23 protein-coding genes, 1 tRNA gene and 1 pseudogene are annotated in these 22,604 nt (G+C 70.8%); 14 read left to right on the top strand and 11 right to left on the bottom strand.

The annotated features are described in order from the left end of the window. Positions 1 to 21 precede the first annotated feature (21 nt). The 4 genes from ACIQWX_RS27105 to ACIQWX_RS27090 all read left to right on the top strand — a co-directional run bounded on the left by ACIQWX_RS27105 (position 22) and on the right by ACIQWX_RS27090 (position 5,293). On the top strand, positions 22 to 1,467 hold the full coding sequence (locus tag ACIQWX_RS27105) for an NDP-hexose 2,3-dehydratase family protein (protein ID WP_400876736.1): 1,446 nt from the start codon (positions 22 to 24) through the stop codon (positions 1,465 to 1,467). Next, the gene (locus ACIQWX_RS27100; RefSeq protein ID WP_400876733.1) at positions 1,446 to 2,444 is read left to right on the top strand and encodes a Gfo/Idh/MocA family protein; all 999 of its coding nucleotides are present in this window, start codon (positions 1,446 to 1,448) and stop codon (positions 2,442 to 2,444) included. The genes ACIQWX_RS27105 and ACIQWX_RS27100 overlap by 22 nt, the downstream gene beginning before the upstream one ends. Then, on the top strand, positions 2,444 to 3,229 hold the full coding sequence (locus ACIQWX_RS27095; RefSeq protein ID WP_400876730.1) for an NAD-dependent epimerase/dehydratase family protein: 786 nt from the start codon (positions 2,444 to 2,446) through the stop codon (positions 3,227 to 3,229). Before ACIQWX_RS27100 ends, ACIQWX_RS27095 begins: the two co-directional genes overlap by 1 nt. 423 nt (positions 3,230 to 3,652) lie before the next feature. Next, complete coding sequence (locus ACIQWX_RS27090; RefSeq protein WP_400876727.1) at positions 3,653 to 5,293, top strand: beta-1,3-glucanase family protein; 1,641 nt, start codon at positions 3,653 to 3,655, stop codon at positions 5,291 to 5,293. A gap of 67 nt (positions 5,294 to 5,360) precedes the next feature. Here the strand turns inward: ACIQWX_RS27090 and ACIQWX_RS27085 are convergent, their stop codons facing one another. Together ACIQWX_RS27085 and ACIQWX_RS27080 are read right to left on the bottom strand one after the other, a co-directional pair. Then, positions 5,361 to 5,501, bottom strand: a complete 141-nt coding sequence (locus tag ACIQWX_RS27085; RefSeq protein ID WP_400876724.1) for a hypothetical protein — start codon at positions 5,499 to 5,501, stop codon at positions 5,361 to 5,363. After that, a complete protein-coding gene (locus ACIQWX_RS27080; RefSeq protein WP_400876721.1) occupies positions 5,498 to 6,061 on the bottom strand; it encodes an RNA polymerase sigma factor in 564 nt (187 codons plus the stop codon). Before ACIQWX_RS27080 ends, ACIQWX_RS27085 begins: the two co-directional genes overlap by 4 nt. Positions 6,062 to 6,143: 82 nt before the next feature. On the opposite strand from ACIQWX_RS27080, the gene ACIQWX_RS27075 reads away from it, so the two are divergent. Beyond that, positions 6,144 to 6,860 (top strand): TetR/AcrR family transcriptional regulator, encoded by a 717-nt coding sequence (locus ACIQWX_RS27075; protein ID WP_400876718.1) that lies wholly within the window; start codon positions 6,144 to 6,146, stop codon positions 6,858 to 6,860. On the opposite strand, the gene ACIQWX_RS27070 is transcribed toward ACIQWX_RS27075, so the two are convergent. Next, positions 6,827 to 7,756: an NADP-dependent oxidoreductase gene (locus tag ACIQWX_RS27070; protein WP_400876715.1), complete on the bottom strand. Its 930-nt coding sequence runs from the start codon at positions 7,754 to 7,756 to the stop codon at positions 6,827 to 6,829. The genes ACIQWX_RS27075 and ACIQWX_RS27070 overlap by 34 nt on opposite strands. Positions 7,757 to 7,843: 87 nt before the next feature. On the opposite strand from ACIQWX_RS27070, the gene ACIQWX_RS27065 reads away from it, so the two are divergent. From ACIQWX_RS27065 to ACIQWX_RS27055, 3 genes are all read left to right on the top strand, one after another. Then, positions 7,844 to 8,587, top strand: coding sequence for an AraC family transcriptional regulator (locus ACIQWX_RS27065; RefSeq protein ID WP_400876712.1), 744 nt, complete (start codon positions 7,844 to 7,846; stop codon positions 8,585 to 8,587). A 39-nt stretch (positions 8,588 to 8,626) separates the two neighbouring features. Then, on the top strand, positions 8,627 to 9,007 hold the full coding sequence (locus ACIQWX_RS27060) for a MerR family transcriptional regulator (protein ID WP_400876709.1): 381 nt from the start codon (positions 8,627 to 8,629) through the stop codon (positions 9,005 to 9,007). 106 nt (positions 9,008 to 9,113) lie between these two features. After that, positions 9,114 to 10,037, top strand: a complete 924-nt coding sequence (locus ACIQWX_RS27055) for an NADP-dependent oxidoreductase (RefSeq protein WP_400876706.1) — start codon at positions 9,114 to 9,116, stop codon at positions 10,035 to 10,037. On the opposite strand, the gene ACIQWX_RS27050 is transcribed toward ACIQWX_RS27055, so the two are convergent. Further along, a complete protein-coding gene (locus tag ACIQWX_RS27050; protein ID WP_400876703.1) occupies positions 10,024 to 10,929 on the bottom strand; it encodes a helix-turn-helix transcriptional regulator in 906 nt (301 codons plus the stop codon). The two genes, ACIQWX_RS27055 and ACIQWX_RS27050, sit on opposite strands and share 14 nt — an antisense overlap. Before the next feature lie 101 nt (positions 10,930 to 11,030). Between ACIQWX_RS27050 and ACIQWX_RS27045 the strand changes: the two genes are divergently transcribed. From ACIQWX_RS27045 to ACIQWX_RS27030, 4 genes and pseudogenes are all read left to right on the top strand, one after another. Continuing rightward, entirely contained in the window at positions 11,031 to 11,753 is a 723-nt protein-coding gene (locus ACIQWX_RS27045) for an MFS transporter (protein WP_400876700.1), read from the top strand. Between the two features lie 14 nt (positions 11,754 to 11,767). After that, positions 11,768 to 12,088, top strand: a complete 321-nt coding sequence (locus ACIQWX_RS27040) for a carboxymuconolactone decarboxylase family protein (protein ID WP_400876697.1) — start codon at positions 11,768 to 11,770, stop codon at positions 12,086 to 12,088. A 152-nt stretch (positions 12,089 to 12,240) separates the two neighbouring features. Further along, the gene (locus ACIQWX_RS27035) at positions 12,241 to 12,531 is read left to right on the top strand and encodes a cupin domain-containing protein (protein ID WP_400876694.1); all 291 of its coding nucleotides are present in this window, start codon (positions 12,241 to 12,243) and stop codon (positions 12,529 to 12,531) included. 285 nt (positions 12,532 to 12,816) lie between these two features. Beyond that, positions 12,817 to 13,095: pseudogene (locus tag ACIQWX_RS27030) on the top strand (aldo/keto reductase); the annotation flags it as partial. Here ACIQWX_RS27030 and ACIQWX_RS27025 read toward each other — a convergent pair. Continuing rightward, on the bottom strand, positions 13,038 to 13,829 hold the full coding sequence (locus ACIQWX_RS27025; RefSeq protein ID WP_400876691.1) for a carbon-nitrogen hydrolase family protein: 792 nt from the start codon (positions 13,827 to 13,829) through the stop codon (positions 13,038 to 13,040). The pseudogene ACIQWX_RS27030 and the gene ACIQWX_RS27025 overlap by 58 nt on opposite strands. Positions 13,830 to 13,921: 92 nt before the next feature. Further along, the gene (locus ACIQWX_RS27020) at positions 13,922 to 14,773 is read right to left on the bottom strand and encodes a hypothetical protein (RefSeq protein WP_400876688.1); all 852 of its coding nucleotides are present in this window, start codon (positions 14,771 to 14,773) and stop codon (positions 13,922 to 13,924) included. Positions 14,774 to 15,166: 393 nt separating this feature from the next. On the opposite strand from ACIQWX_RS27020, the gene ACIQWX_RS27015 reads away from it, so the two are divergent. Continuing rightward, positions 15,167 to 18,265, top strand: coding sequence for an ATP-binding protein (locus ACIQWX_RS27015; RefSeq protein ID WP_400876685.1), 3,099 nt, complete (start codon positions 15,167 to 15,169; stop codon positions 18,263 to 18,265). 165 nt (positions 18,266 to 18,430) lie between these two features. On the opposite strand, the gene ACIQWX_RS27010 is transcribed toward ACIQWX_RS27015, so the two are convergent. The 3 genes from ACIQWX_RS27010 to ACIQWX_RS27000 form a co-directional block, all read right to left on the bottom strand. Continuing rightward, on the bottom strand, positions 18,431 to 18,661 hold the full coding sequence (locus tag ACIQWX_RS27010) for an N-terminal phage integrase SAM-like domain-containing protein (RefSeq protein ID WP_400876681.1): 231 nt from the start codon (positions 18,659 to 18,661) through the stop codon (positions 18,431 to 18,433). 1,127 nt (positions 18,662 to 19,788) lie between these two features. Next, positions 19,789 to 20,148, bottom strand: a complete 360-nt coding sequence (locus ACIQWX_RS27005; RefSeq protein ID WP_400876678.1) for a hypothetical protein — start codon at positions 20,146 to 20,148, stop codon at positions 19,789 to 19,791. Positions 20,149 to 20,872: 724 nt separating this feature from the next. Then, positions 20,873 to 20,945 (bottom strand) — tRNA-Asn (locus tag ACIQWX_RS27000). Between the two features lie 167 nt (positions 20,946 to 21,112). Here ACIQWX_RS27000 and ACIQWX_RS26995 point away from each other — a divergent pair. After that, entirely contained in the window at positions 21,113 to 21,283 is a 171-nt protein-coding gene (locus ACIQWX_RS26995; RefSeq protein ID WP_400876675.1) for a hypothetical protein, read from the top strand. On the opposite strand, the gene ACIQWX_RS26990 is transcribed toward ACIQWX_RS26995, so the two are convergent. Continuing rightward, on the bottom strand, positions 21,273 to 22,034 hold the full coding sequence (locus tag ACIQWX_RS26990) for a trans-aconitate 2-methyltransferase (RefSeq protein WP_400876672.1): 762 nt from the start codon (positions 22,032 to 22,034) through the stop codon (positions 21,273 to 21,275). The genes ACIQWX_RS26995 and ACIQWX_RS26990 overlap by 11 nt on opposite strands. Positions 22,035 to 22,082: 48 nt before the next feature. Continuing rightward, entirely contained in the window at positions 22,083 to 22,604 is a 522-nt protein-coding gene (locus tag ACIQWX_RS26985; RefSeq protein ID WP_400876669.1) for a hypothetical protein, read from the bottom strand.

Genomic DNA, 22,604 nt, shown 5'->3' with positions numbered 1-22,604 from the left:
CGGCCACGCGAGGTGAAATCCATGGAGCGCCCCACCGGAACCGGCTTGCTCCGCAAACCCGACTTGACGCTGCCCCACCGGCTGGCCAAGTCGGCGGCCGCCACCGACGGCGTCGCGACCCCGAACGCGCTCCTGGCCGGCTGGATCGCCGAACGCAACCTGGCCCACCGCCACGAAGTCCGGCGCATCGAGTTCGGCGAACTGCGCCAGTGGGGCTTCGAGGCCGGCAGCGGGAACCTGCGGCACGAGAGCGGCCGCTTCTTCGGCGTCGAAGGCCTGGAGGTCGACACCGACCACGGGCCCGTCACGCACTGGTCGCAGCCGATCATCAACCAGCCGGAGATCGGCATCCTCGGCATCCTCGTCAAGGAGATCGACGGCGTCCTGCACTGCCTGATGCAGGCGAAGTCCGAGCCGGGCAACGTCAACGGCGTCCAGATCTCGCCGACCGTCCAGGCGACCAAGAGCAACTACACCCGCGTGCACGGCGGGCGGCCGGTCCCCTACCTGGACCACTTCCGCGACCCCGACCCGGAGACCGTGCTCGCCGACGTGCTGCAGTCCGAGCAGGGCTCGTGGTTCTACCGCAAGCGCAACCGGAACATGATCGTCGAGGCCGCGGAGTTCGAAGAGGACGGCGAGCTGCCCGACGACTTCCGCTGGCTCACCCTCGGCCAGCTGCACGAGCTGCTCAAGCAGGACAACCTCGTCAACATGGACGCCCGCACGGTGCTGTCGTGCATGCCGGCCGGGCTCGAGGGCCGCGAGGCCGACGCCGTGAGCGACCTCGCCGCGGCGGTGGCGCGGTCGTCGGCCCAGCCCACCGGCAGCCTGCACACGCGCACCGAGGTGCTCAGCTGGATCACCTCACGCCAGGCCCAGCACGTCGTGCGCACCAGCTCACTGCCCCTCGGTCAGGTCGCCAACTGGGTCCGGACCCCGGCCGAGATCTCCCACGAGCTCGGCCTGTTCTTCAGCATCATCGCCGTCGACATCACCACCAACGGCCGTGAGGTCGCGCGATGGACGCAGCCGCTGGTCCGCCCGCACGGCGCGGGTGTGGTGGCGCTGCTCGTCAAGCGCGTCGACGGGGTGCTGCACGCGCTGCTCAACGCCCGCGTCGAACCCGGCTACCTCGACGTGGTGGAGCTCGCGCCGACCGTGCAGTGCACCCCGGACAACTACGTGCTCACCCCGCCCGCGCACCGCCCGCCGTTCCTCGACACGGTGCTGGGCAGACGCGAGGACCAAGTGCTCTTCGCCGCCCAGCTCTCGGAAGAGGGCGGCCGGTTCCACCACGCCTACAGCGACTACCAGATCATCGAGGTGCCCGCGGACTTCCCGGACGCCGGGCTCGCCGACTTCCGGTGGCTCACCCTCAACCAGCTCAACGAGCTGCTGCGGCACAGCCACTACGTCAACGTGCAGGCCCGGAGCCTGATCGCGTGCCTGCGGGGCCTGCGGTGAACCGGCCGCTGCGCCTGGGCGCGCTGGGCTGCTCGTCGATCGCCGCGCGGCGCACCCTGCCCGCGCTGGCCGGCGTCGCCGAACTGGAGCTGACCGAGGTCGCGGCCCGCCTGCCGCAGAAGGCCGCCGACTTCGCGCGGCGCTTCGGCGTCACCGCGTCGACCTACGACGAGCTGCTGGACAGCCCCGACGTCGACGCCGTCTACATCTCCTTGCCGACCGCGCTGCACCACGAGTGGACGCGGAAGGCGTTGCTGGCCGGGAAGCACGTGCTGTGCGAGAAGCCGCTCACGCTGACCCTCGACCAGGCCGAGGACCTCGCCGAGCTGGCCGCGAAGCAGGACTTGGTGCTGCGGGAGAACTTCACGTTCGTGCACCACCCGCAGCACGCGAAGGTGCGGGAACTCCTCGACGGTGGGCGGCTGGGCGAGCTCCGGACGTTCACCGCGTCCTTCGGCATCCCGCCGCTGCCCGCCGAGGACATCCGCTACCAGCCCTCCCTCGGCGGCGGGGCCTTGCTCGACGTCGGCGTGTACCCCTTGCGCGCCGCGCTTTTCCTGCTGGGGCCCGAACTCCGGGTCACCGGGGCCACGCTCGAGTTCGACGAGACCGGCGTGGACGTCGCCGGGCACGCGCTGCTCACCTCGGCGAGCGGGGTCACCGCGTCCCTCGACTTCGGGTTCCAGCACAGCTACCGCTCGCGCTACGACCTGTGGGGCAGCGCCGCCGCGCTGTCGCTCGACCGCGCGTTCACCCCGCCACCGGGGCGGCAACCCGTGCTGCGCATCGAAGAACAGGACCACGTCGAGGAGCTGTGGCTGCCGCCGGCGCACCAGTTCGAGCTGTCGCTGCGCTCGTTCGCCGTCGCCGCGCTGGCCGGGCGCGACGACTCCGAAGCCGGTTGGCTCGCCTCGTCGGTGGCCACCGCGCGGCTCGCCGGCGACGTCTTCACGCACGCCGCGGCGGTGATCGGCTGATGGAGATCATCGGGAACGGCTTCATCGCCCACCACACCCGGCGGTACTTCGGCGACCGGCACCCGGACGTCACCCTCATCGCGGCGGGCGTCTCGACGGTGCTCGTCAACGACGTCTCGGCGTTCCAGCGCGAGTCCACTTTGGTCTACGACGTGATCGACCGCTGCCGGGCCACCGGCCGCACGGTGATCTTCCTGTCCACCGCGTCGACCGGCATGTACGGCGCCGACCGGTCGGTCGGCACCGAGGGCGGCGCGGTTTTCCCGCTCACCCCGTACGGGCGGCACAAGCTGTGCCTCGAACACGTCTGCGCGCTCTCCGGCGCCCGGTGGCTCGTGCTGCGGCTGTCGCACATCGTCGGGCCGGGGCAGTCGTCGCACCAGCTGCTGCCGTCCCTGACGCGGCAGCTGCTCTCGGGCGAGGTCACGCTGCACTCGGGCGTTTCGCGCGACCTGCTCGACGTCGGCGACATGATGCGGATGATCGACTCGCTGCTCACCCAGGGCGTCCGCGACGAGGTCGTCAACGTGGCTTCCGGGCGGTCGGAGGCGATCGAGGACATCGTCGACGGGCTGGAGGAGCGCCTCGGCACCCGCGCCGAGCGCAAGCTGGTCGATATGCCCGCCAAGCGCGGCGAGGTGCGGATCGACAAGCTGCGGGGCCTGGTGACCGGCTTCGACGACTTCGGCATCGGCCCCGGATACCTGAAGTCGCTGCTGGACCGCAACATCGACGAGCTGGCCGACAGCGCCCGCCGTCACCTCGGGGCCGCAGCGGCCGTCTGACCATCCTTTGTGGATTTCTTCTTGCCGTGAGCGGCACGACGTCCGGCACACCGTACTGGGGGCTGGGTGCGCCGGACGTCGTACCTCGCAGGCGGGAGGGGGGAGTTCTCCCGCCGGGCCTTCGGCCGCGCTCGCCTCGGCGCGGTGCTCCGGTACTGAGTCAACCGGGCCGGGACGTGGTGCGGCTAGCGGAAAAGGTCGCTGGCACCGACAACCTAAGTTGATCGACCAGGGGGCAGCCTGCCCTCGAATGGAGTAGCCGCGGTGGGGTGTACTCGCGGGCAGGGTCTCCGGCCGCCCGTACCCGACCGCGTCGAATGGTCTTGACCATTGCGGCGAGGCGTCCTTAGCGTTCGGCCGTCCCCACCGTCGCGGACGCGTGCCGCCGCCACGCACGTGCCGCTCTCCCCATCAGGAGGCGCCATGCTGTCCAGGCGTACCTTCGTCACCGCCGGTCTGGCCGCCGTGGCCGGCGCGCCGCTGTGGTCGGCCGCCACCGCGCCGGCCGCCCGGGCCGCGGCCAACCTGCCGGTGACGCTGAAGAACAATTCGGGCAACGGCACCGTCTACGCCTACATCAGCGGCGCCGACACCTCCGGCTGGCCCGGGTTCGTCACCGCGAGCGGCCAGTTCCAGCGCCTGCCGAACCCGTCCTCACCGGTGACGCCGGTCCCCGACTACGCCATTCCGCTCACCGGCTCGGGCGCCCAGGTCACGGTGACGTTGCGCGACTACATCATCGGCGGGCGCGTGTGGTTCTCGGCCGACAAGAAGATCCAGTTCTTCGTCAACCCGGGCCCCGGCCTGGTGCAGCCCGGCTTCACCAGCTCGGACCCGAACTGGCGGACCAACTGGACGTTCGCCGAATTCACCTACAACAGCGCGAACCTCTACGCGAACATCAGCTACGTCGACATGGTGGCGCTGCCGGTGTCGATGGCCACGACGGGCGCGGCGGGGTCGCAGTCGGTCAGCCCGCTGCCCGACGGCGCGCTCGGCGCCATCGCCGACGGGTTGCGCGCCCAGCACTCCGCGGACGGGGCGCCGTGGGACCAGCTGGTCGTCACCGACACGTCCGGCAAGGTGGTGCGCGTGCTCGCGCCGGGCCATTCCCCGACCGACTTCGGCGGCTACTGGACCGGGTACCTCAACGCCGTCTGGGACCACTACCGGTCGACGCCGCTGACGATCAACGGGCAGGGCGCCATCGGCTCGTACACGGGCACGGTCAGCGGCGACACGATCGTGTTCGCCGGCCTGAACACCAACGGCGTGCCGTTCACCAAGCCGAGCGCGATCGACATCTTCGGCTGCGCGAGCGGGCCGCTGTACAACTCCGGCGGCGACGCCCGCGGCGCCATCGCGGCCCGCCTCGCGGCCGCGCTCAACCGCAGCAGCCTGCTGGTCGCGGGCGGCAACAACCAGCCCGACGGCGTCGCGCCTTCGCAGTACTACAAGGACGCCACGACGAACCACTACGCACGCCTGGTCCACCAGCACGCGTCGATCGGCTACGCGTTCCCGTACGACGACGTCGGCCCGACGGGCAGCCAGCCGGTGGACGGCCACCTCCAGGACCCGGCCCCGACGTCCTGGACGGTGGCGCTGGGCCCGGGTGGCGGCGGCACGACTCCCCCGCCGACGGGCGGCGGCACGAGCGCGTACTCGACGATCCAGGCGGAGTCGTTCAGCGCCCAGAGCGGCACGCAGAACGAGGCGTGCAGCGATTCGGGCGGCGGCACGGACGTCGGCTGGATCGCGAACGGCGACTGGTTGAGATATTCGGGAGTCGACTTCGGGTCCAGTTCGCCCCGCCAGTTCGTCGCCCGGCTGGCGTCCGGCGCACCGGCGGGGGTGAGCGGCGCGATCCGCGCGCGCATCGACGGCGTGTCGGGCCCGGTGCTGGCGGAGATCGACTTCGCCAACAACGGAGGCTGGCAGTCGTGGCAGACGGTCCCGGCGAACGTGGTCGGTTCCGCGACCGGCGTGCACGACGTGTACCTGACGTTCTCGGGCGGTTCGGCGGATTTCGTCAACATCAACTGGTTCACGTTCACGCGGTAGTGCTCGGCGGGGAAGCCCAGGCCCGGCGGCCTGGGCTCTTTCGCGTTCGGGGATTGACCCGGAAGAGTCAGTCCTCCCCGACGGGGTGACCGCCGTGCTCACGGACCGGGCTCGCGCCGGGTTCGTCGTCGGCGTGCGGGCCCGGCCACTGGACGCCGGTCTCGGCGACCAGCGCGTCGAAGATGGGCGTCGCCGAACCGGGGCTCACCGCCGCTTCCCGGGCACCACCGCGGGACGGCCGCCGGCTGTCGCCGGACTCCGCTGGGCCTCCAGGTAGGCGTGCCGCAACGCCTCCCGGGCGCGCGCCGCCAGCGCCTCGACGCCGGTGGGCGACACACCCAGCACGGGCGCCAGTTCGGCGGCTGTGCGCCCGTCGGCGACGGTGCTCCGCAGCACCGTCCGCCACCGCGCCGGCAGCGTGTGGAAAGCCGCCCCGGCCAGCTCGTCGGCCCCCGGCTGCGGCCCACCCCACCGGGCGGCCAGGTCGCGCATCGTCGTCACGAGGTACGGCCGGAGGTGCTCCCGCGGCCCGCCACCGGCGCGAAGCACGGCGAGGACGCAGGTGAACGTCTCGGCCACCAGGTCGTCCCAATCGGCGGGCCGGCCGCCCCAGTCCGCGGCGAGCCGGCGCAGGGGTTCGGCGTGCCGGCGGAACAGCCGGCCGCCCGCCACCGCGTCGCCCCGGCGGAACCCGGCGATCAACCGGGCGTCCGGCGGGCCGCCGTCGTCCACCGCTCCCCACATCGCGTACTCCGATCCCCGCCGCAACCACGCTCCGTGATAACTCGGGCCTCAAAGTAACAGATACAGAAGTGTAGGCCCTACTCGGCTCCCCGGTAGGGTCTCCGAAGTGACGTCCTCCTCAGCGCGCCCCGGCGACGGCCGCGCGGCCCGCTGGGCAGGGCAACGCGAGCGCCGGCGTCGCGAGTTCGTCGACGCCGCCCTGCGGGCGATCGCCGAGCACGGCCCGGACGTCTCGACCGAGCGCATCGCCGACGTCGCCGGCGTCGCGCGTCCCCAGCTGTACAAGCACTTCGACGACGCCACCGACCTGAAGCGGGCGATCGCCGACCGGGCGACCGGGCTCATCACCGCCGCGCTGCTGCCGGTGTGGGAGCCGCAGGGCAGCGCGCTGCAGATGATCACCGTCGCGGTCGACGCGCACACCGGCTGGCTCGCCGGCAACGGCAACCTCTACCGCTACCTGACCCGCCACGCCCAGATCGGCGGCCGGGACGCGATCTCCGACGTCAAGACGGTGATCGCGCGCCAGCTCACGCAGGTGTTCGAGTTCTACCTGACGGCGTTCAAGCTGGACGCGCGCATCGCCGACTTCATCTCCTTCGGCGTCGTCGGCCTCGTCGACTCCTGCACCGCGCAGTGGCTCGAAAGCCCCCGCGGCGTCACGCGCACCCAGCTCACCGAGCTGCTCACCCGCTGGATCTGGCGCATCATCGACGACTCCCTGCGCGCCGGCGGCATCGAGCTCGACCCGCACCTGCCGCTGCCGCCACCGCCGCGCCCGCCGGGGGATCAGACGGTGAGCACCACCTTGCCCCGCAGGTGACCCCGCTCGATCAGCCGGTGCGCGTCGGCGATGCGGTCGAACGGGAACGTCTCCTGCACGTGGATCCGGAGCTGGCCCCGGTCGACGAGATCGGCGAGCCCCCGCAGCGCGACCGGGTCGGGATCGACCGCGATGCCGCTGAAGCGCCTGCCCGCCGCCTCGAACTTCGCGATGAGCTCCGTGTCCTCGTCGGCGACCGCCGTCACGAGGTGGCCTCCGGGGCGGAGCACCTCGAGTGAGCGCTCGGCGGCGTCGCTGCCGAGCGTGTCGAGCACCACGTCGACGTCGCCGGTCACCTCCGTGAAGTCGACCGCCGTGTAGTCGACGACCTCGTCGGCGCCGAGCCCTTCGACGAACTCGCGCTTGGTCGGGCCGGCGGTCGCGATGACGTGCGCGCCAAGGGATTTCGCGAGCTGGACCGCGAGGTGGCCGACCCCGCCGCCACCGCCGTGGACCAGCACGCGGTCGCCTTCGGTCACGCCGGCGAGGTCGACGAGACCTTGCCACGCGGTCAGCCCGGCGACCGGCAGCGCCGCCGCTTCGACGTGGGAGAGCGACGCCGGCTTGCGCGCCAGGTGCAGGGCGGGCGCCGCGACGAACTCGGCGTACGCGCCGGCTGCCCGCGGGAACAGCGGCATCCCGAACACCTCATCGCCGGGCCGGAACCGCCAGGTCCCCGGCGCCGCCTCGACGACGCCGCTGACGTCCCAGCCGAGCACGAACGGCGGCGGCCCGAGCAACGGGAACTCACCGGCGCGCAGCCGCGGTTCCAAGGGGTTGAGCCCGATCGCTTCGACGCGGACGAGGACTTCGGACGGCAGGGGCCGGGGTGCGGGCGCGTCCTCGATGGTCAGGACCTCCGGGCCCCCGAACGCGTGCTGGGTGATGACTCGCATACCCCGACGATGGCCGCCGCAGCGGACGCGTACCACCGTTGCCGCGCCAGAGAATTCCGACAACCCGCCAGGCTAGGCTGGGTGCCGATGATCGAACTCGTCCGGGCCGGCGATCAGGCCGTCTGCGAGCCGCTGGCGCACGGCGAAGCCGTCCCGGCCCACTTCCACGACTTCGGCCAGCTCCGGTACGCCGCGTCCGGGGCGCTGGTCACGTCGACCCGCGCCGGTACGTGGGTGGCGCCGGCGAACCGCATCACGTGGGTGCCGCCGTTCCACGTCCACAGCAGCCGTTCGCACGGCCGGACCGACGTCCGGCTGCTCGAGGTCCCGGCGGCACCGGCCGGGCAGCTGCCGGCCGAGCCGTCGGTGTTCGTGGCGAGCGCGCTGCTGCGCGAGGCCTACCTGGCGAAGATCGCCGACCCGGCCGACGGCCCCCGCGCCCGGCTGCTGCTGGAGGTCGTCCTTTCGGAACTCCTGCGCGCCCCGGAGGAACCGTTGCGCCTCCCGGAGCCTCGCGACGCCCGCCTGAAGGCCGTCACCGACCTGCTGCACGCCGACCCGGCGAGCCCGGCGACGCTGGCGGAACTGGGGCACCGGACGGGTTCCAGCGAACGCACCCTCAGCCGGCTGTTCGGCAGCGAGCTGTCGATGGGCTTCCACCAGTGGCGCACCCTGCTGCGCGTGCAGCGGGCCCTGCTCGAACTCGGCGAAGGCACGTCGGTGACCGACACGGCGATCCGGCTGGGGTGGGCGAACCCGGGCAGCTTCATCGACGCGTTCACCGAACTCGTCGGGCAGACGCCCGGCCGCTACCGCGCCGCCCTGCGGTGACCGGCCTCGCGAACCCGTGACGGGCGTACGCTCGCGGGCATGCGGATCGGCGAGCTGTCCAAGCGCACGGGCGTGAGTCCGCGCTCACTGCGGTACTACGAACAGCAGGGCCTGCTGACCAGCTCACGCTCCGACGCCGGGCAGCGGCACTACTCCGACGCCGAGGTCCAGCGCGTCTCGCTCATCCGGCGGCTGTTCGACGCGGGGATGTCCAGCCGGGTGATCGCGACCCTGCTGCCGTGCGTGGACGTCCCCGACGACCTGGGCATCGCCGAGGAGACGTTCACCGCGATGCTGCGCGAGCGCGACCGGATCGACGCCGACATCGCGCACCTGATCGAGACCCGCGACGCGCTCGACCTGCTCCTCGAGGCCAACAGCAGGCACCGGGCGGAGCTGTCCACGGCCCAGCCTGCCTGAAGCTGTGACCTGAACCTCAGCCGCTTGCCCCTCACACCGATGTCAAAGCCGACGATGGCGGCAGCGCCCGGAACCACCGGGCCGGTGATCCGGAAGGCGGCGGAAAATGGGACAGGCGTGGGGTTTCAGCGAGCACGGCGGCCCCGAGGTGCAGGAGTTCTTCGATCGGCCCGATCCCGTCCCCGGTCGTGGCGAGGTGCTGATCCGGGTCGCCGTCGCCGGCGTGAACCCCCTCGACCACCTGCTGCGCTCGGGCCTGGTCCCCGGGCTCGACGGCGGGCGCCCGTTCCCCCGCGTGCTCGGCATGGAGGCGGCGGGAACCGTTCTCGCGCTGGGCGAAGACGTCGACGGGCTCGAGGTGGGTGACGCGGTCTTCGGCTTCGCGCTCACCGGTGGCGGCACCTACGCCGAGACGACGGTGCTCTCCGCGGTCAACACCGCGCGCATCCCGGCGGGCCTGTCCGCGAGCGTGGCGGCCACGCTGCCCGTGGCCGGGACGACCGCGGTGGACGCGCTCGACCAGCTCGGCCTCCCGGCCGGCGCCACCGTGCTGGTCAACGGCGTCGGGGGCGGCGTCGGCCTCGCCGTCGCCCGGCTGGCCGCCGCACGCGGGCTGCGGGTGATCGGCACCGGGAGCACCGCCAAGCGCGAGCACGCCGAAGCGGTCGGGGTACGGTTCGTCGACTACACCGCCGAGGACGTCGTCGCCGCGGCACGCGAGCTGGTCCCGGACGGCTTCGACGGGATCGTCGACCTGGCCGGCGGCGCGTCGCTGCGGACGGTCGCCCCGCTGGCCCGGGAGGCCCGCGACGTCATCTCCGTGGGTGACATGTCGGTTGCTGATCTCGGTGGACGTTTCGTCGAACGCCGTCTCGACCGCGAGAACCTGGCGCGGTCCGCCCGGCTGGCCCTCGACGGGGTCCTCGCGCCCGTGATCACCGCGGTACACCCGCTCCCCGACGCCCCGGCCGCCCTCGCCACCGTCGAGAACGGGCACACCGCGGGCAAGGTCGTCATCAAGGTCGCGTGAGCGGTGCCTGGCCGCTCGACGCCATCGCCCAACTGGCCAGCAGCTGCAGCCGTTCCCCCGACGGCGTGTCCGGCGGAGCGGCGTACGCGGTGAGGGTCAGCCCGGCGTCGGCCGTCAGTTCCATCGCCTCGAAGTCCAGCGTCAGCTCGCCGACCACCGGGTGGCGGAACTCCTTGGTCCCGGTGCGGTGCAGCCGGACGTCGTGGGCGGCCCAGCGGGTGCGGAAGTCCTCGCTGCGGGTGGACAGCTCGCCGACGAGGTCGGACAGGTCCCGGTTGTGCGGATCCCGGCCCGCCTCGGTGCGCAGGATCGCCACCGACGTGTGACAGGACTTGTCGTAGTCGGGGAAGTAGTCGCGCGCCGCCGGGTCGAGGAAGCCGAACCGGGCCAGGTTCGGCAACGCGACCTCGCTCGGGCGGGTCGGGCTGTCGAACACCGGCGAGTACAGCGCCCGGGCGAGCAGGTTGGTGGCCAGGACGTCCAACCGTCCATTGCGGACGAACGCGGCCGTCGTCGTCATGCTGTCGAGGATCTGCTGCACCACCGGCCGGACCCGCTGCGGCACCCGCCGGCGCTGCCCGGTGGCCGTTCGCGGCCGGCCGGCGGCGTTGGCCGCGCGGGCCAGGTCGAACAGGTACACGCGCTCGGCCTCGTCGAGCTGGAGGGCTTCGGCGATCGCGTCGAGCACGCTGTCGGAGACGCCGGCGAGGTTGCCCTTTTCGACGCGCGTGTAGTAGTCGGCGGACACCCCGGCGAGCATCGCGACCTCCTCGCGGCGCAGGCCCGGCACCCGCCGGTTGCCGCCGTAGTGCCGCAACCCCGCCTGCTCGGGCGTGATCTTGGCCCGGCGCGTGACGAGGAAGTCGCGGACCTCGGTGCTCTTGGCGTTCACGCCCTCCACGGTACGACGCGCCCCGCCGACCAGGGGGGTTCTGCCATGACCCGGAAAGACGCGACCTCCCGCGCGCCGTCGTCCAGGCGTTGCCTCGTGGGGTGACCACGACCGAAAAGACGACAACGCCGGCTGCGGCCCTGCTCGGGTTCTTCGTCGTCACGCTGGACGCGGTGATCGTCAACGTCGCGCTGCCCGCGATGCGCGCCGACCTGGGCGGCGGGATCACCGGGCTGCAGTGGGTGGTCGACGGCTACACGCTGATGTTCGCCGCGTTCCTGCTCTCGGCCGGGGCGCTGAGCGACCGGATCGGCGCGAAACGCGCGTTCGGCCTCGGGGTCGGCGTGTTCGCGGTCACGTCGCTGGCGTGCGGCGTCGCGCCGGTGCTGCCGGTGCCGGTGGTGTTCCGGTTCCTCCAGGGCACCGCCGCGGCGATGGTGATGCCGTCGTCGATGGCGCTGATCGCGCAGGCGTACCCCGATCCGGTGAGGCGGGGACGCGCGGTCGCGGCGTGGGCGATGGGCGGCGCGGTCGCCTCGTCGGCCGGGCCGGTGCTGGGCGGGCTGCTCACCACGGCGAGCTGGCGCTGGATCTTCCTGATCAACGTGCCGGTCAGCCTCGTGGCCGCGGTTCTGCTGCCCCGGAGCGGAGTGCTCAACACCAGCCGCCAGCTCGGCGGAGCACTGGCCGTCGCCGTCTTCGGTGCGCTGCTGGCCGGACCGTCCGGTGGGGACACCGGGATGCGGATCAGCTTGTTGCTCGCCGCCGCGATGGCCGCCGTCGCCGCGTTCGCAGCGGTGGCGGGACTGCGTACTCGGTACTAGGAAAGGAAACTCTTATGACAGACAAGGAACCGTCCGGCGCGGAGAAGATGTTCGGCGGCTTCGCCCCCGCGCTGGTGCACTTCACCGACGACGTGCTCTTCGGCGAGGTGTGGAAGCGCACCGAATTGACGCCGAAGGAACGGAGTCTCGTCACGGTCGCCGCGCTGACCACGAACGGCAACACCGATCAGCTCGTCTTCCACCTCGGTTTGGCCAAGGAGAACGGCAACACCGAGGCCGAGCTGATCGAAGCGATCACCCATCTGGCGTTCTACACCGGCTGGCCGCAGGCGATGGCCGCCATGGCGGTCGCCAAGAAGGTCTTCCGAAGCTGACCCGAGTCCGGCGTCACGAATCCCGAGGAGAAGAGATAGAACTGACCCCCGTCAACGACACCGCGAAGGCACCCGCGGAACGCTTCACCGGCGACGTCTACGTCACCGCGATCAAGACACCGCAGCCGCCCTCACGCCTGGTCGCCTCCCTGGTGCGGTTCACCCCCGGCGCCCGCACCCACTGGCACTCCCACGCCGTCGGCCAGACGCTCCACGTCACCGAAGGCGTCGGCCTCGTCGCCGACCGGGACGGCCAGGTCATCCGCATGCGCGCCGGCGACACCGTCTGGACCCCGCCCGGCGAAGAGCACTGGCACGGCGGCACCGCCACCACCTGCATGAGCCACTACGCCCTGCTCGAAGGTCCCGAAGAGGGCGGAGACGGCACCACCTGGCTCGAGCCCGTCACCGACCAGGAGTACCAGGAGGCACACCGGCAGTAGCGTCCCTCGACTGCGTGGCGGCCCAGCTGGCGAGGAGCTTGAGCCGGTCTTCGGACGCGGTGCCGGGTTCGGCCGTGTAGGTGATCAGGTTGTGCACGGCCCGGCCGGACAGCGGCAGGTCGCAGGAAGTCCCGGATCTCGCCGCGGTTCCCGGGCGGCTGATCCAGGTCATCCACGGTAGCCGCTGGTCACGCAGTGCACATGACGAGCAAGACGCCGGCGGTGGCGCTGGGCGCGTAGGCCTGTGGAGACAGCGGCGAGGCGGGCAACGGCAACTTCGGCAGCCGGCTGACCGCGTCCGGCCTGCGAGAGGTCGTCGAAAGGGCGCAGTCGAACGGGTTCACGCTGTGGGACACAGCGGTGGTGTACGGCATGGGCCACTCGGAGACGGTCCTCGCTCAAGCCCGCCGACGAGCGGACGACGCCGCGTCACGGAGACCAGTTCACCGCTCGGTGATCGCGAAGCTGTCGTCGAGCTTGGCCGCCAGTTCACCGGCCGGAACACGTCAGAATGCGGTGCGAGTGTCGCTTCGCGGGTCTCCGTGCACGACGCGGTGTTCGTAGAGACTCGCTCCCACCGTGCGGCGCCAGGGCCGTGCGAGCCGGATGGCCACATCGATGTCGGCGTCCGGCGTCGCGCGATCAAGCTCCGCGATGGCGAGGCCAGGCCGCCCGTCGCCGTTACTGCGTCCGATCCAGCGACCGCCGGGCGCGACGATGCCGGACGGAGCCGTCGCGCTGAACTGGGCCGGGACGGAGTAGCCGATCCAGTAGTTGTAGAGCGTCCCGTACGCCTGGGCCACGACCGACCTCGGCGCGTCGTCGACCATCACCGAGGCCAGCACGCAGTCGACGTCCAGGCGTTCGTACTCGGCGAACAGTTCGGGGAAGTTGACCTCGATGCAGAGCACGCAACCGAACCGGAAACCGTCGACCTCGAACACCAGCGGCGCCACGCCCGGCGTGTACAGGTAGCTGATCTCGGTGTGCGACAGGAACCGCTTGTCGTAGCGGCCGACCAGCTCACCTCGATCGGAGACCACGTACAAGCTGTTGTGCGGACGGTTCGCCCCGGACAACCGGTGGATCGAGCCGAACACCGTCCAGATGCCGAGCTCACCCGCGAGGTCCGCGACAGCCTCGGCCTCTTCTTGCAGGACGTCCCAAGCGACACGCGACCAATCCGCCTCGGCCAGCTCCTCCGATCCACCGCTGGACACCGCGTACTTGCTCGGATACGTGATCGCGCCCTCCGGGAACTGCACGAGCCGGGCACCCGCGGCACTCGCCTCCCGCATCAGAGCACGGATCTCGGCTCCGCTTGCCCGAAGAGCGTCCCGATCCGCCGGATCCTCGGGCACCGTGCTCTGCGCGACCGCCAACCGCAGCATCAATCGATGTGCAGCTTGAAGGCGTGGGTGCTGTCGTTCGGACAGGCGAAGATGTTCAGCGCACCCTGCCTGCCGAACTCCCACCCGGCCGGGTCCTTCTCCTCCTGCTCGCAAGAGCACAGCTCGCCTTCGTGCTCATAGGTGTGCAGCGAGACGAGGAGGCGCAGACCCGCGCCGCAGTCCTGGCAGTCGAGTTTCCACGGACTGGTCTGCCACCAGAAGGCCCAGCCTCCGACCTTGCTGCCCTGGACGACAGACGGCCATCCCTCGTAGTCGTCGTCGACGAACCCGTCCGGGTCCACGAACGACAACGTCCGCTTGATGTGGTCCGGCAGTTCGTCGAGCTCCGGGTATTCGACGACCCGGCAGGGGGCGAACACGCACGGCCGGGGAAGGAATTCGCCGTCGACGCTCGACGGCCGAGGTGGTGGGCCGGCGATCTCGTTCACGTCCGCGGCCGCGCGCCAGACGATGTGGACCGCGGGGCCGTAGTAGCGCTCGCCGTCGTGCTCGTTCGGGCAGAGCAGCACCTGCAGCAGGTCGGTGCCGTCGGGGAAGGGCAGGTCCGGGAAGTCGCGGCGGTAGAGCTGGACGGCACTGACGAGCGCGACCGGTCCGTCGACCAGGTGCTCGGCCGTCCAGCCCTCCTGCGGTCGTCCACTGGAGGTCGGCATCCGTCCGTCGCAGTGCGGCCACGGCTCGCTCGCGGGCCACCACAGGGGACCTCCGATGTGGCTGTCGCGAGCGGTGGGCGCGCCTTGCCGAGGGTGCAGGCGGGTGGCGGTCCGGGCGAGCTCCGCGATGCCGGGGATCTCGCGTCCGTTGTCGGTGGGTGCTGCGGTGGAAGACACGGCCGGACCCTACCGGCGCCCACCGACAATTCCTGCGCCCTCGATCACTGCTCGTCGTCACCATCGCGCTCGGGCAGGGGAGCCTCTTTCCCGTCAGAGGAGCAAGCTGGCCAGAAAGCCCACCAAAAGGCAGACACCGCACAGTTTGACGGTCGAAATCGGCGTGAGGAGGAGTTTCATCGTCTGGTTTCCGTTCGCTTGGAAGGTCGAGGGCATCGGGCGACTCACCGCGGGCCCGCGAAGGGCTTTCCCCGCTGTCTGATGACGACCAGCGTGGACGGCGTCCGGGCGGGTTCGCACCGGTCTCGAAGAACCGAACGATTCGCGGCGCCGGGCTAACCTGGTAGGACGCAGGCGCAGTTCCTGGGCGAGCGCACCGGCGGGGAGGCGAAGGTGGCCGAGTCCGATGACCGCGTCCGACGCCAGCTGCGCACCTTGCAGCGCGTGGTCGGCGGCCCCAGCGACGCCGTCCTGGCGCGGCGCAGCGGGATCTCCGCGGCCACCTTTTCCGAGGTGATGTCGGGGAAACGGAGTCCGCGCGAAGAATTCGTCGGCAAGGTGGTCGCCGGGTGCGTCGTGTCGGCCCGCGCCAACGGGCACGCCCCCATGGACGTGCGGCGGGTCCTGCACGCCTTGCGGCTGCCGGGGCACACCGCGTCCGACAGCGGGCTCCTGGAGCGGGACGACGAACTGGACCGCTGCTCGGCGGTGCTGGACGCGGTGCGGGCCCGCGTCGGCGCGACGGTCCTGGTCGAGGGCCCCGCGGGGATCGGCAAGTCGCAGCTCCTGGCCCAGGTGTGCACGGAGGCGGCGGTCCGGGGCATCGTGCCGCTGGCCGTCCGGGGCAACCAGCGGGACCAGACGATGGCGTTCGGCGCGGCCCGCACGTTGCTGGCCCGCTGGGTCACCGGCCACGGCGAGCGGGAACAGCGAGCGCTGTTCGCCGGCGCGGCGGATCTCGCGCGCCTTCCCCTCGGCGTTCCCCGGGTCCGCCATCGCAGCCCCGACTCGATGATCGGACTGACGGAGGCGTTGTACTGGCTGGTCGTGAACGCGACCTCCTTGCTGGGCGTCGGAAGCGACGAGGAAGGACTGTTGCTCGCCGTCGACGACGCGCACCTGCTCGACGAGGAGTCGTTGCAGTGGCTGGAATTCCTCGCCGACCGCCTCACCGGGCTGCCCGTCGTGCTGCTGCTGGCGCACCGGCCGCACGAGCGGCCCGCGCTCACGCGCATCGCGCTGCGGGCGACGGAAGTCGTGCGCCCGCGTCCCCTCGGGCCGGCGGCGGTGCGGACGATGGTGCACCGCGGTCCGCTCGCCCACCGGACGCCGGGCGGCGAACCCGACGACCGGTTCTGCGCCGCGCTGCTCGACCGCAGCGGGGGCAATCCGTTCTACCTGCGCTGGATGCTCGACATGGCCCGGGAACGCGACCTGAAGCCCACCGCAGCCGACGCGGAACTGGTCGGCACGCTCACCCCGCGGCACGTCGTGCAGTACCTGTCCGAACGGCTCGCCGGTCTCGGCCCGGCCGCCCGACGGCTCGCGCACGCCGGCGCGGTCCTCGGCCCGGGGCACCCGCTCGGGGACACCGCCCTGCTCGCCGGGGTGACCACGGCCGAGGCGAAGCGCGAGTACGACCGGCTGTGCGACGCGGCGATCCTCGCCGCCGGACCGACGGTCGATTTCCGCCATCCGATCATCCACAGCGCCGTCTACGACGACATCGATCCGTCGCTCCGCAGCGATCTCCACCTGGCCGCCGCGCGGCTGCTGCACGACCGGCACGCCGCGCCCGACGCCGTCGCCGCGCACCTGCTCGACGTCCACGCCGCCGGTGACCCCTGGGTCACCGACCGGATGACCACCGCGGCCGAGGACGCGCTCGGGTCGGGGCTCGCCGCGACCGCCGCCCGCTACCTCGAGCGGGCGGCCGGAGAACCGCCGCCCGTCGCCCGGCAGTGCCGGGTGCGGCTGCGGTACGGCCAGGCCCTCGCCCTGCGGGAAGTGGCGGCGGCGGTTCCCGAACTGCGCGCGGCCTACCGGCAGGCCCCCGACGACGTCTTGCGCACGGACGCGGCCGTCGCGCTCGCGAAGGCCCACGGCTACGCCGACCAGCTCGGCGACGGCGTGCGCCTGCTCGACGACGCGCTCGAGCGCTGCACCGACGAACGGCAGCGGCAGCGGTTGCTCGCCGAACAGCTGCTGTGGGCCGCCTGGTGGGACGACGACCCGCTGCGCGTCGACCGCATGGACCTGCTCGACCGGACCGCGCCGCCGCTGGCCGGTGACACCGACGTCGAACGGCTGCTGATCGTGCTGCACGCGTGGAGCCTCGTCCTGCGCGGCCGGCCGCGCGCCGAAGGGTTCGCCGCGGTCGAGCGCGTCGTCCGGCGCGGTGTCGTGTTCGCCGACGTGGACCAAGGGATGGAAATCGCGACCATGACCGGGTTCGTGCACCTCTACTCCGGTGCCGCGGACGTCTCCCACCGGATGTTCGGCCAGGCGATCGACGAGTTCGAACGGCACGGCTGGCGTGGCGCGCACCTCGCCTTCGCCCACGCGAACCGCGGGCACTCGGCACTGCGGCTCGGCCGGCTGCCCGACGCCGTCGCCGACGCCGGCATCGCCCTGCGCCTGGCCGTCCGCAGTGGCAGCGGAACCCCCGCCGAGTGGTTCGCCACCGGCACTCTCGTCGAAGCGCTGCTGGCCCGCGGAGAGGTCGACGCGGCGGTCGCGGTCTGCGCGGAGCGCGGGTACCGGGAGCACCGGCCGGACGCGGTCATCATGCCGGTGCCCGAGGCGGTGGCGGGCGCGCTGTCCCTCGCGCAGGGCCGGCAAAACCGGGCCGCAGCCATCCTCCGCACGGTGGGAAACCGGCTCGACGCAGCGTCCATGACGAACCCCGCGGTGTGCGGCTGGCGACTCGGCCTGGCCGAGGCCCTGCGTCATTCGGCGCCGGAGGAGTCCCGGCAGATCGCGTCCGACACGGTCCGGCTGGCCGACCGCTTCGGCGACCCGGCCACCCGCGGTCAGGCGCTCCGAACCCTCGCGGCGGTCGACGCGGACCGCGCGGAGCTGCTGGAGGAATCCGCGCGCGTGCTGCGAAGCGCACCCGACCGGTGGCAGTACCTGCAGACGCTCGCACAGCTCGGCGCGGTGTTCGCCCGATCGGGACACGCCGAAGACGCTCGTCGCACGTTCACCGAGGCCGTCGCGCTGGCCGACGAATGCGGCGCCCCCGCCCTCCGGAAGGACGTCGCCCGGCAACTCGGCGACATGGGGGTAACGGCCGAACCACCGCCGCGCGTCAACGCGCTGTCACCGCGTTTGCGACGGGTCGCGCAGCTCGCCGCCGAGGGGCGTTCGGAAGCCGCGATCGCGCACCGGATGGTGTTGAACCTGGACGCGGTCCGAAAGCTCGAACTCAGTGCCTGCCACGAACTCGGCACCGACTCGCGCACCGGGCTTCGCCGCGCACTGAACCACTGAACCACGACGGCTGTCGAAACAGACTGGATCGACGCAGCCCTCTCGACCACATTCGGTGATGGCGTCGGCGGCAGTGGTGCCGCCCAGATCCGCTCCGACACCGCCCGCCGCGACCGCCGACCCCGGCGCCTCCGCCCCCGCACCGGATTGAACGGAATCAGCCGCTCATCGGCGGCATCGGTCAGCAGCATCGACAGCAGGTTCAGCTGCGAGCTCACCGTCGACGTGGCCAACCCCACCCCGCTCCAATTCCCGGATCCACTCGGTCACATCCGGCGCCGTGATCGCACCCAGCGGCATGTGACCGAACTTCGGCAGGATGTGACACCGCAGCCGGCTCCGGTAGCTCTCGATCGTCCGCGGATCCAGATCCAGCGGCCGGAACCACCGCAGCACCCCACTCAGCTACTGTGGCCGCGCTGTCCCCGGATCGATCCACACCCGCCGACGCCGATCCACCTCCAGTCCCGCGGCGTAGGCCGCAGCATCACGCCGCGAGCCAAATCCGGACACTTAATGAACGCCGAAACTCTGCAGTCGACAGCTCCGACGTCCGCTTCAACGGCGATGCAGGACTGGCTCGGGTTCGTACGCACTCTCATGGCGATGAGCAACGATCGCCACCCGACTTGCGCACCAGCCGCACTTTACGACACCCACGGTGCCGCAGCGGCCGTTACCGGTCAGAGTACTCCCCCAGTGTTTTGCGGCATCTATGAGACCATGCGAGCATGAGCTATGACTTGGCGGTGTGGGACGGCGCCCGCCCCGCAGCCGACCGATGGGCCGAGAGGCTCTTTTTGCAAATATATGACCAGTACGTTGTCGCCGAGGCCGCACAGCCACCGACTCCGAGAATTTTTACGGTATGTTTCAACTTTGCTCGAAAAATGGCCAGAGCTGAGCAAAGATAACGACCCTCAAACTCGTAAACTCCGCTGATCAGCTTACTGACGTGTGAACCAATCGCCGATCGACTTCCACTCGAACTTGTCTCGCCACGAGAAGTCGCCCTTCACCCAATCCGCAAGGGCGGCCACCACGTCATCCCGAGAATCTGTCAATGTCTGGAAGTGCTCCGCCGCTCCCCCCGCTCGATATTCAAGCTGATATCCCCCCTCCGGTCGAAGTCTAGCCTGGACATAGTGAACGTCGACTTTTCCTTACTCGCCATCGCGTTCCAGAACGACATGCTCGCCGGGGCGAAGGCCGACTACCGTTATCCGAATGTTCAGTTCGCTAGCCGGACGAACAGTCGCACCATTGAATTCTCGAATGACAACTTCCGCATCCACGACATCTCCCATGGGGCACTTTCAAACTTACACCAAAGGCAGATCATATCAGAACAACCGAAAGCACGGTTCAGACGTTAACCAATCGCACACCGATGATCCTGAAACCTTGAGTCCGACCAGTGCCTTTGGCGATATTCCCGCTTTCAACCCAGTTGTCGCAGGCCCGTTGGGCAGCGTCCCGATTAGCCATCGCACAATGTTCAGCCCACGTGCCGAAAGGTCGCCCTACACCGCCTTTTCGGCGTCGGCTCCGACATTCGCACCCAACGTTCCGGCCCATTGCACGTCTGCGGTGCGAATAGAGCCGTCGTCATATCGAAATATGCCGTCAACCAGGTCCTCGACACAGCGAGCTCCGTTGTGTACGAGACCGGCAGTCGTTCCAGCCATCACATAGAACGTGTGGACGTTGCTGATGGTCAAGTTGTACGTCCGGGCGACCATCGTATGCCGACCGGTGCCGACTACCGTGGCGCGAACATCGCCAGGCGTATCGAGTTGTCGACCCTGCACGAGGTCAGCGGCGTACGCCCATCGTCGAGTGGTGTCATTCCAGAACAAGTGATGCGCGGTCGCGGTGACCACCCCCGTACCGAGGGAGCCAGCGATGACCAGATCGACGAAGTCGGTGCCGTTGTCCGTGACGTGGACGGCTTGGACTGCGTGCGACTGACGATGGCAGCCGAGTCCTGGCCGGCATGAACCCGAGCCAGCCAGACATACCGAACTCTTGCCTTCGGATCCCCCTGCCGGAAGACGCGGCCCAGCAGGCAGCCTCTCGCCGGACACCGGATCACGAAGGCAGTCAGCCGCTTCTGCGTCACCGGGCGAAGATCCGAAACCACACCGCGAGCCGATCCGACTCCTCCTGCCAGTTCCGTCGGTTGTCCAGCGTCCGCATCGGCTGTCCGTCGCGGTTGCACACGTTGACAGGATCAGCTTCGTCCCGCCGCACGAACTCACGCGTGCGGGCACCTTGACGAGACTCCCTGAAATTGACCCGTTCACGGCGGGGACCTCGACCCATGAACGACACCTTGCCCGCTTGGGGCATCCGAGGTACGTCCCTCGCCGTCAGCCCCGGTCAGTGGCCAGCCCGGCTGCAGGGTCATCGAGCTACCCGAACGACCCCGGGCATCGCGACGGTATCGCCGACGGGACGCCAAGGCACAGGTCGGCGGCACCGTCCCACGCGCCCCTGTGAACCGGCGTCCATGGCCAACCCCATCCCTGGACGATCGTCAAGACAGACACAGATCACCCCTACCCATGGGTAGCAAAAAAGCCCAGGTCGACGACCTGGGCTTTGCTCCCCCGCTTGGACTCGAACCAAGAACCCTCCGGTTAACAGCCGAATGCTCTGCCAGTTGAGCTACAGGGGAATGTTGCTCACTTCCGGTGTCGTCCGTCTCCGTCCGACGAGAAGAACTTTAGCCCATGCCACCAACCCCCTTCGCACCACCCCCCACTTGGCGCAACCGCCCCCTCCGGGCCGTTTTCCTGGACAATGGACAGTCGGACGACCTACAGACGGAAGGCGTGGACGCGGATGAAGAAGTTCCTGCTGGGGGCAGGCCTGGGGTACGTGCTGGGCGCCAAGGCAGGCCGGGGGCGGTACGAGCAGCTCGTGCGCACCTACCGCCGCGTCGTCGACCACCCCATGGTCCAAGGTGCCGCCGGGGTTGCGCGGGCCAAGATCGGCGAGAAGGTCAAACGGTAGCCACGAAGAACACCCGGCGGAACTCGAACCACGTCGTCCCGTCGGCACGTGCGGGGTACGCCGACGCCAGCAGCGGGGCCAGCTCCGCGCGGAACTGCTCCCACTCGGCGTCGGCGAGGGCCGCGCGGATCGGGCGCAACGCCGTCCCGGTGATCCACTCCAGCACCGGTGACGGCCCGCGCAACGGCTGCACGTACGTCGTCTCCCAGGCGTCGACGCCGCAACCCGCGTCGGCCAGGAGGTTCGCGTACTCCAGCGGGCTCGAGACCGCGTCGTCCTCGCGAAGAACCACCTCGGCCAGGCGGGACGACCACGCCGGGGACGCTGCCAATTGCCTGGTCAGCGCGTGCGACGGCGCGTTGAAGTTGCCCGGCACCTGGACCGCCAGGTGCGCCCCCGAGGGCAGCGACGAAACCCAGGAACGCAGCAAAGACGCGTGGTCCGGCACCCACTGCAGGACGGCGTTCGACACGACGACGTCGGTGTCCGGCGCCGGCTGCCAGTCGCGCACGTCGAGCAGGGACGCGTCGAGACCGCGGGCGCGGGCGGCCGTCACCATTTCGGGTGAACTATCACTGCACTCCAGGGCCGCCGAAGGCCATCGTGAGCGCAACGAAACCGTCAGGTTGCCCGGGCCGCACCCCAGGTCGACGACGCGGCGCGGTGCAGTGGCGCCGATGCGGGAGACCAGGTCGTGGAACGGCCGGGCCCGCAAGTCGGCGTAGTCGAGGTACTTGTCCGGATCCCACACGGCCGCCTCCCAGCAAACAGTACGCCTGTACTGAGTACGAGCGTACTGCTACTCGGCGGGGTTGACCAGCTTCGCGGCGACCTGCTCGGCGATGGCGGCCACCAGTTCGGCGTCGGTGCCCGGGTCGGGCCGGACCTGCAGGACGCTGCCGTCGCGGCCGGGCACCTTGCGCTGCACGAACCACGCTCCCCCGGACCCGATCTCCTGCCGGTGCCGCGACCGGATCGAGCCCTCGACGCGCTGGTAGGCCTCGCGCGGCACCTTGCCCGGCGCCGGCAACCGGAAGCGCACCGGCGGCAGGTCGGCCAGCACGACCGCCGAACCCGCCGTGCCGACCTCGGACGACTCGGTGAGCGTGAAGACGCCGTCCGCCCAGGCCGCCTTGCCGACCAGGTGCCAGCCGACGCGGCGCGCGCCGTCTTCGGACGGGACCCACAGGCCCAGCGCCGTCACGACCAGGTACCCGCCGCCCTCGACCGGGGCGCTCTCGACGACGTCCTCACCCGCGTCCAGCGACCCCGCGAAGTCCGGCGGCGTGCGGTCGCCCAGCAACCGGCGCAGGAAACTCAT

It is taken from the genome of Amycolatopsis sp. NPDC098790, from assembly GCF_044759945.1.
Classification (GTDB): domain Bacteria; phylum Actinomycetota; class Actinomycetes; order Mycobacteriales; family Pseudonocardiaceae; genus Amycolatopsis.
Note: the sequence above shows the minus strand (reverse complement) of the source record. Positions and strands in the feature narration are given on the sequence as shown.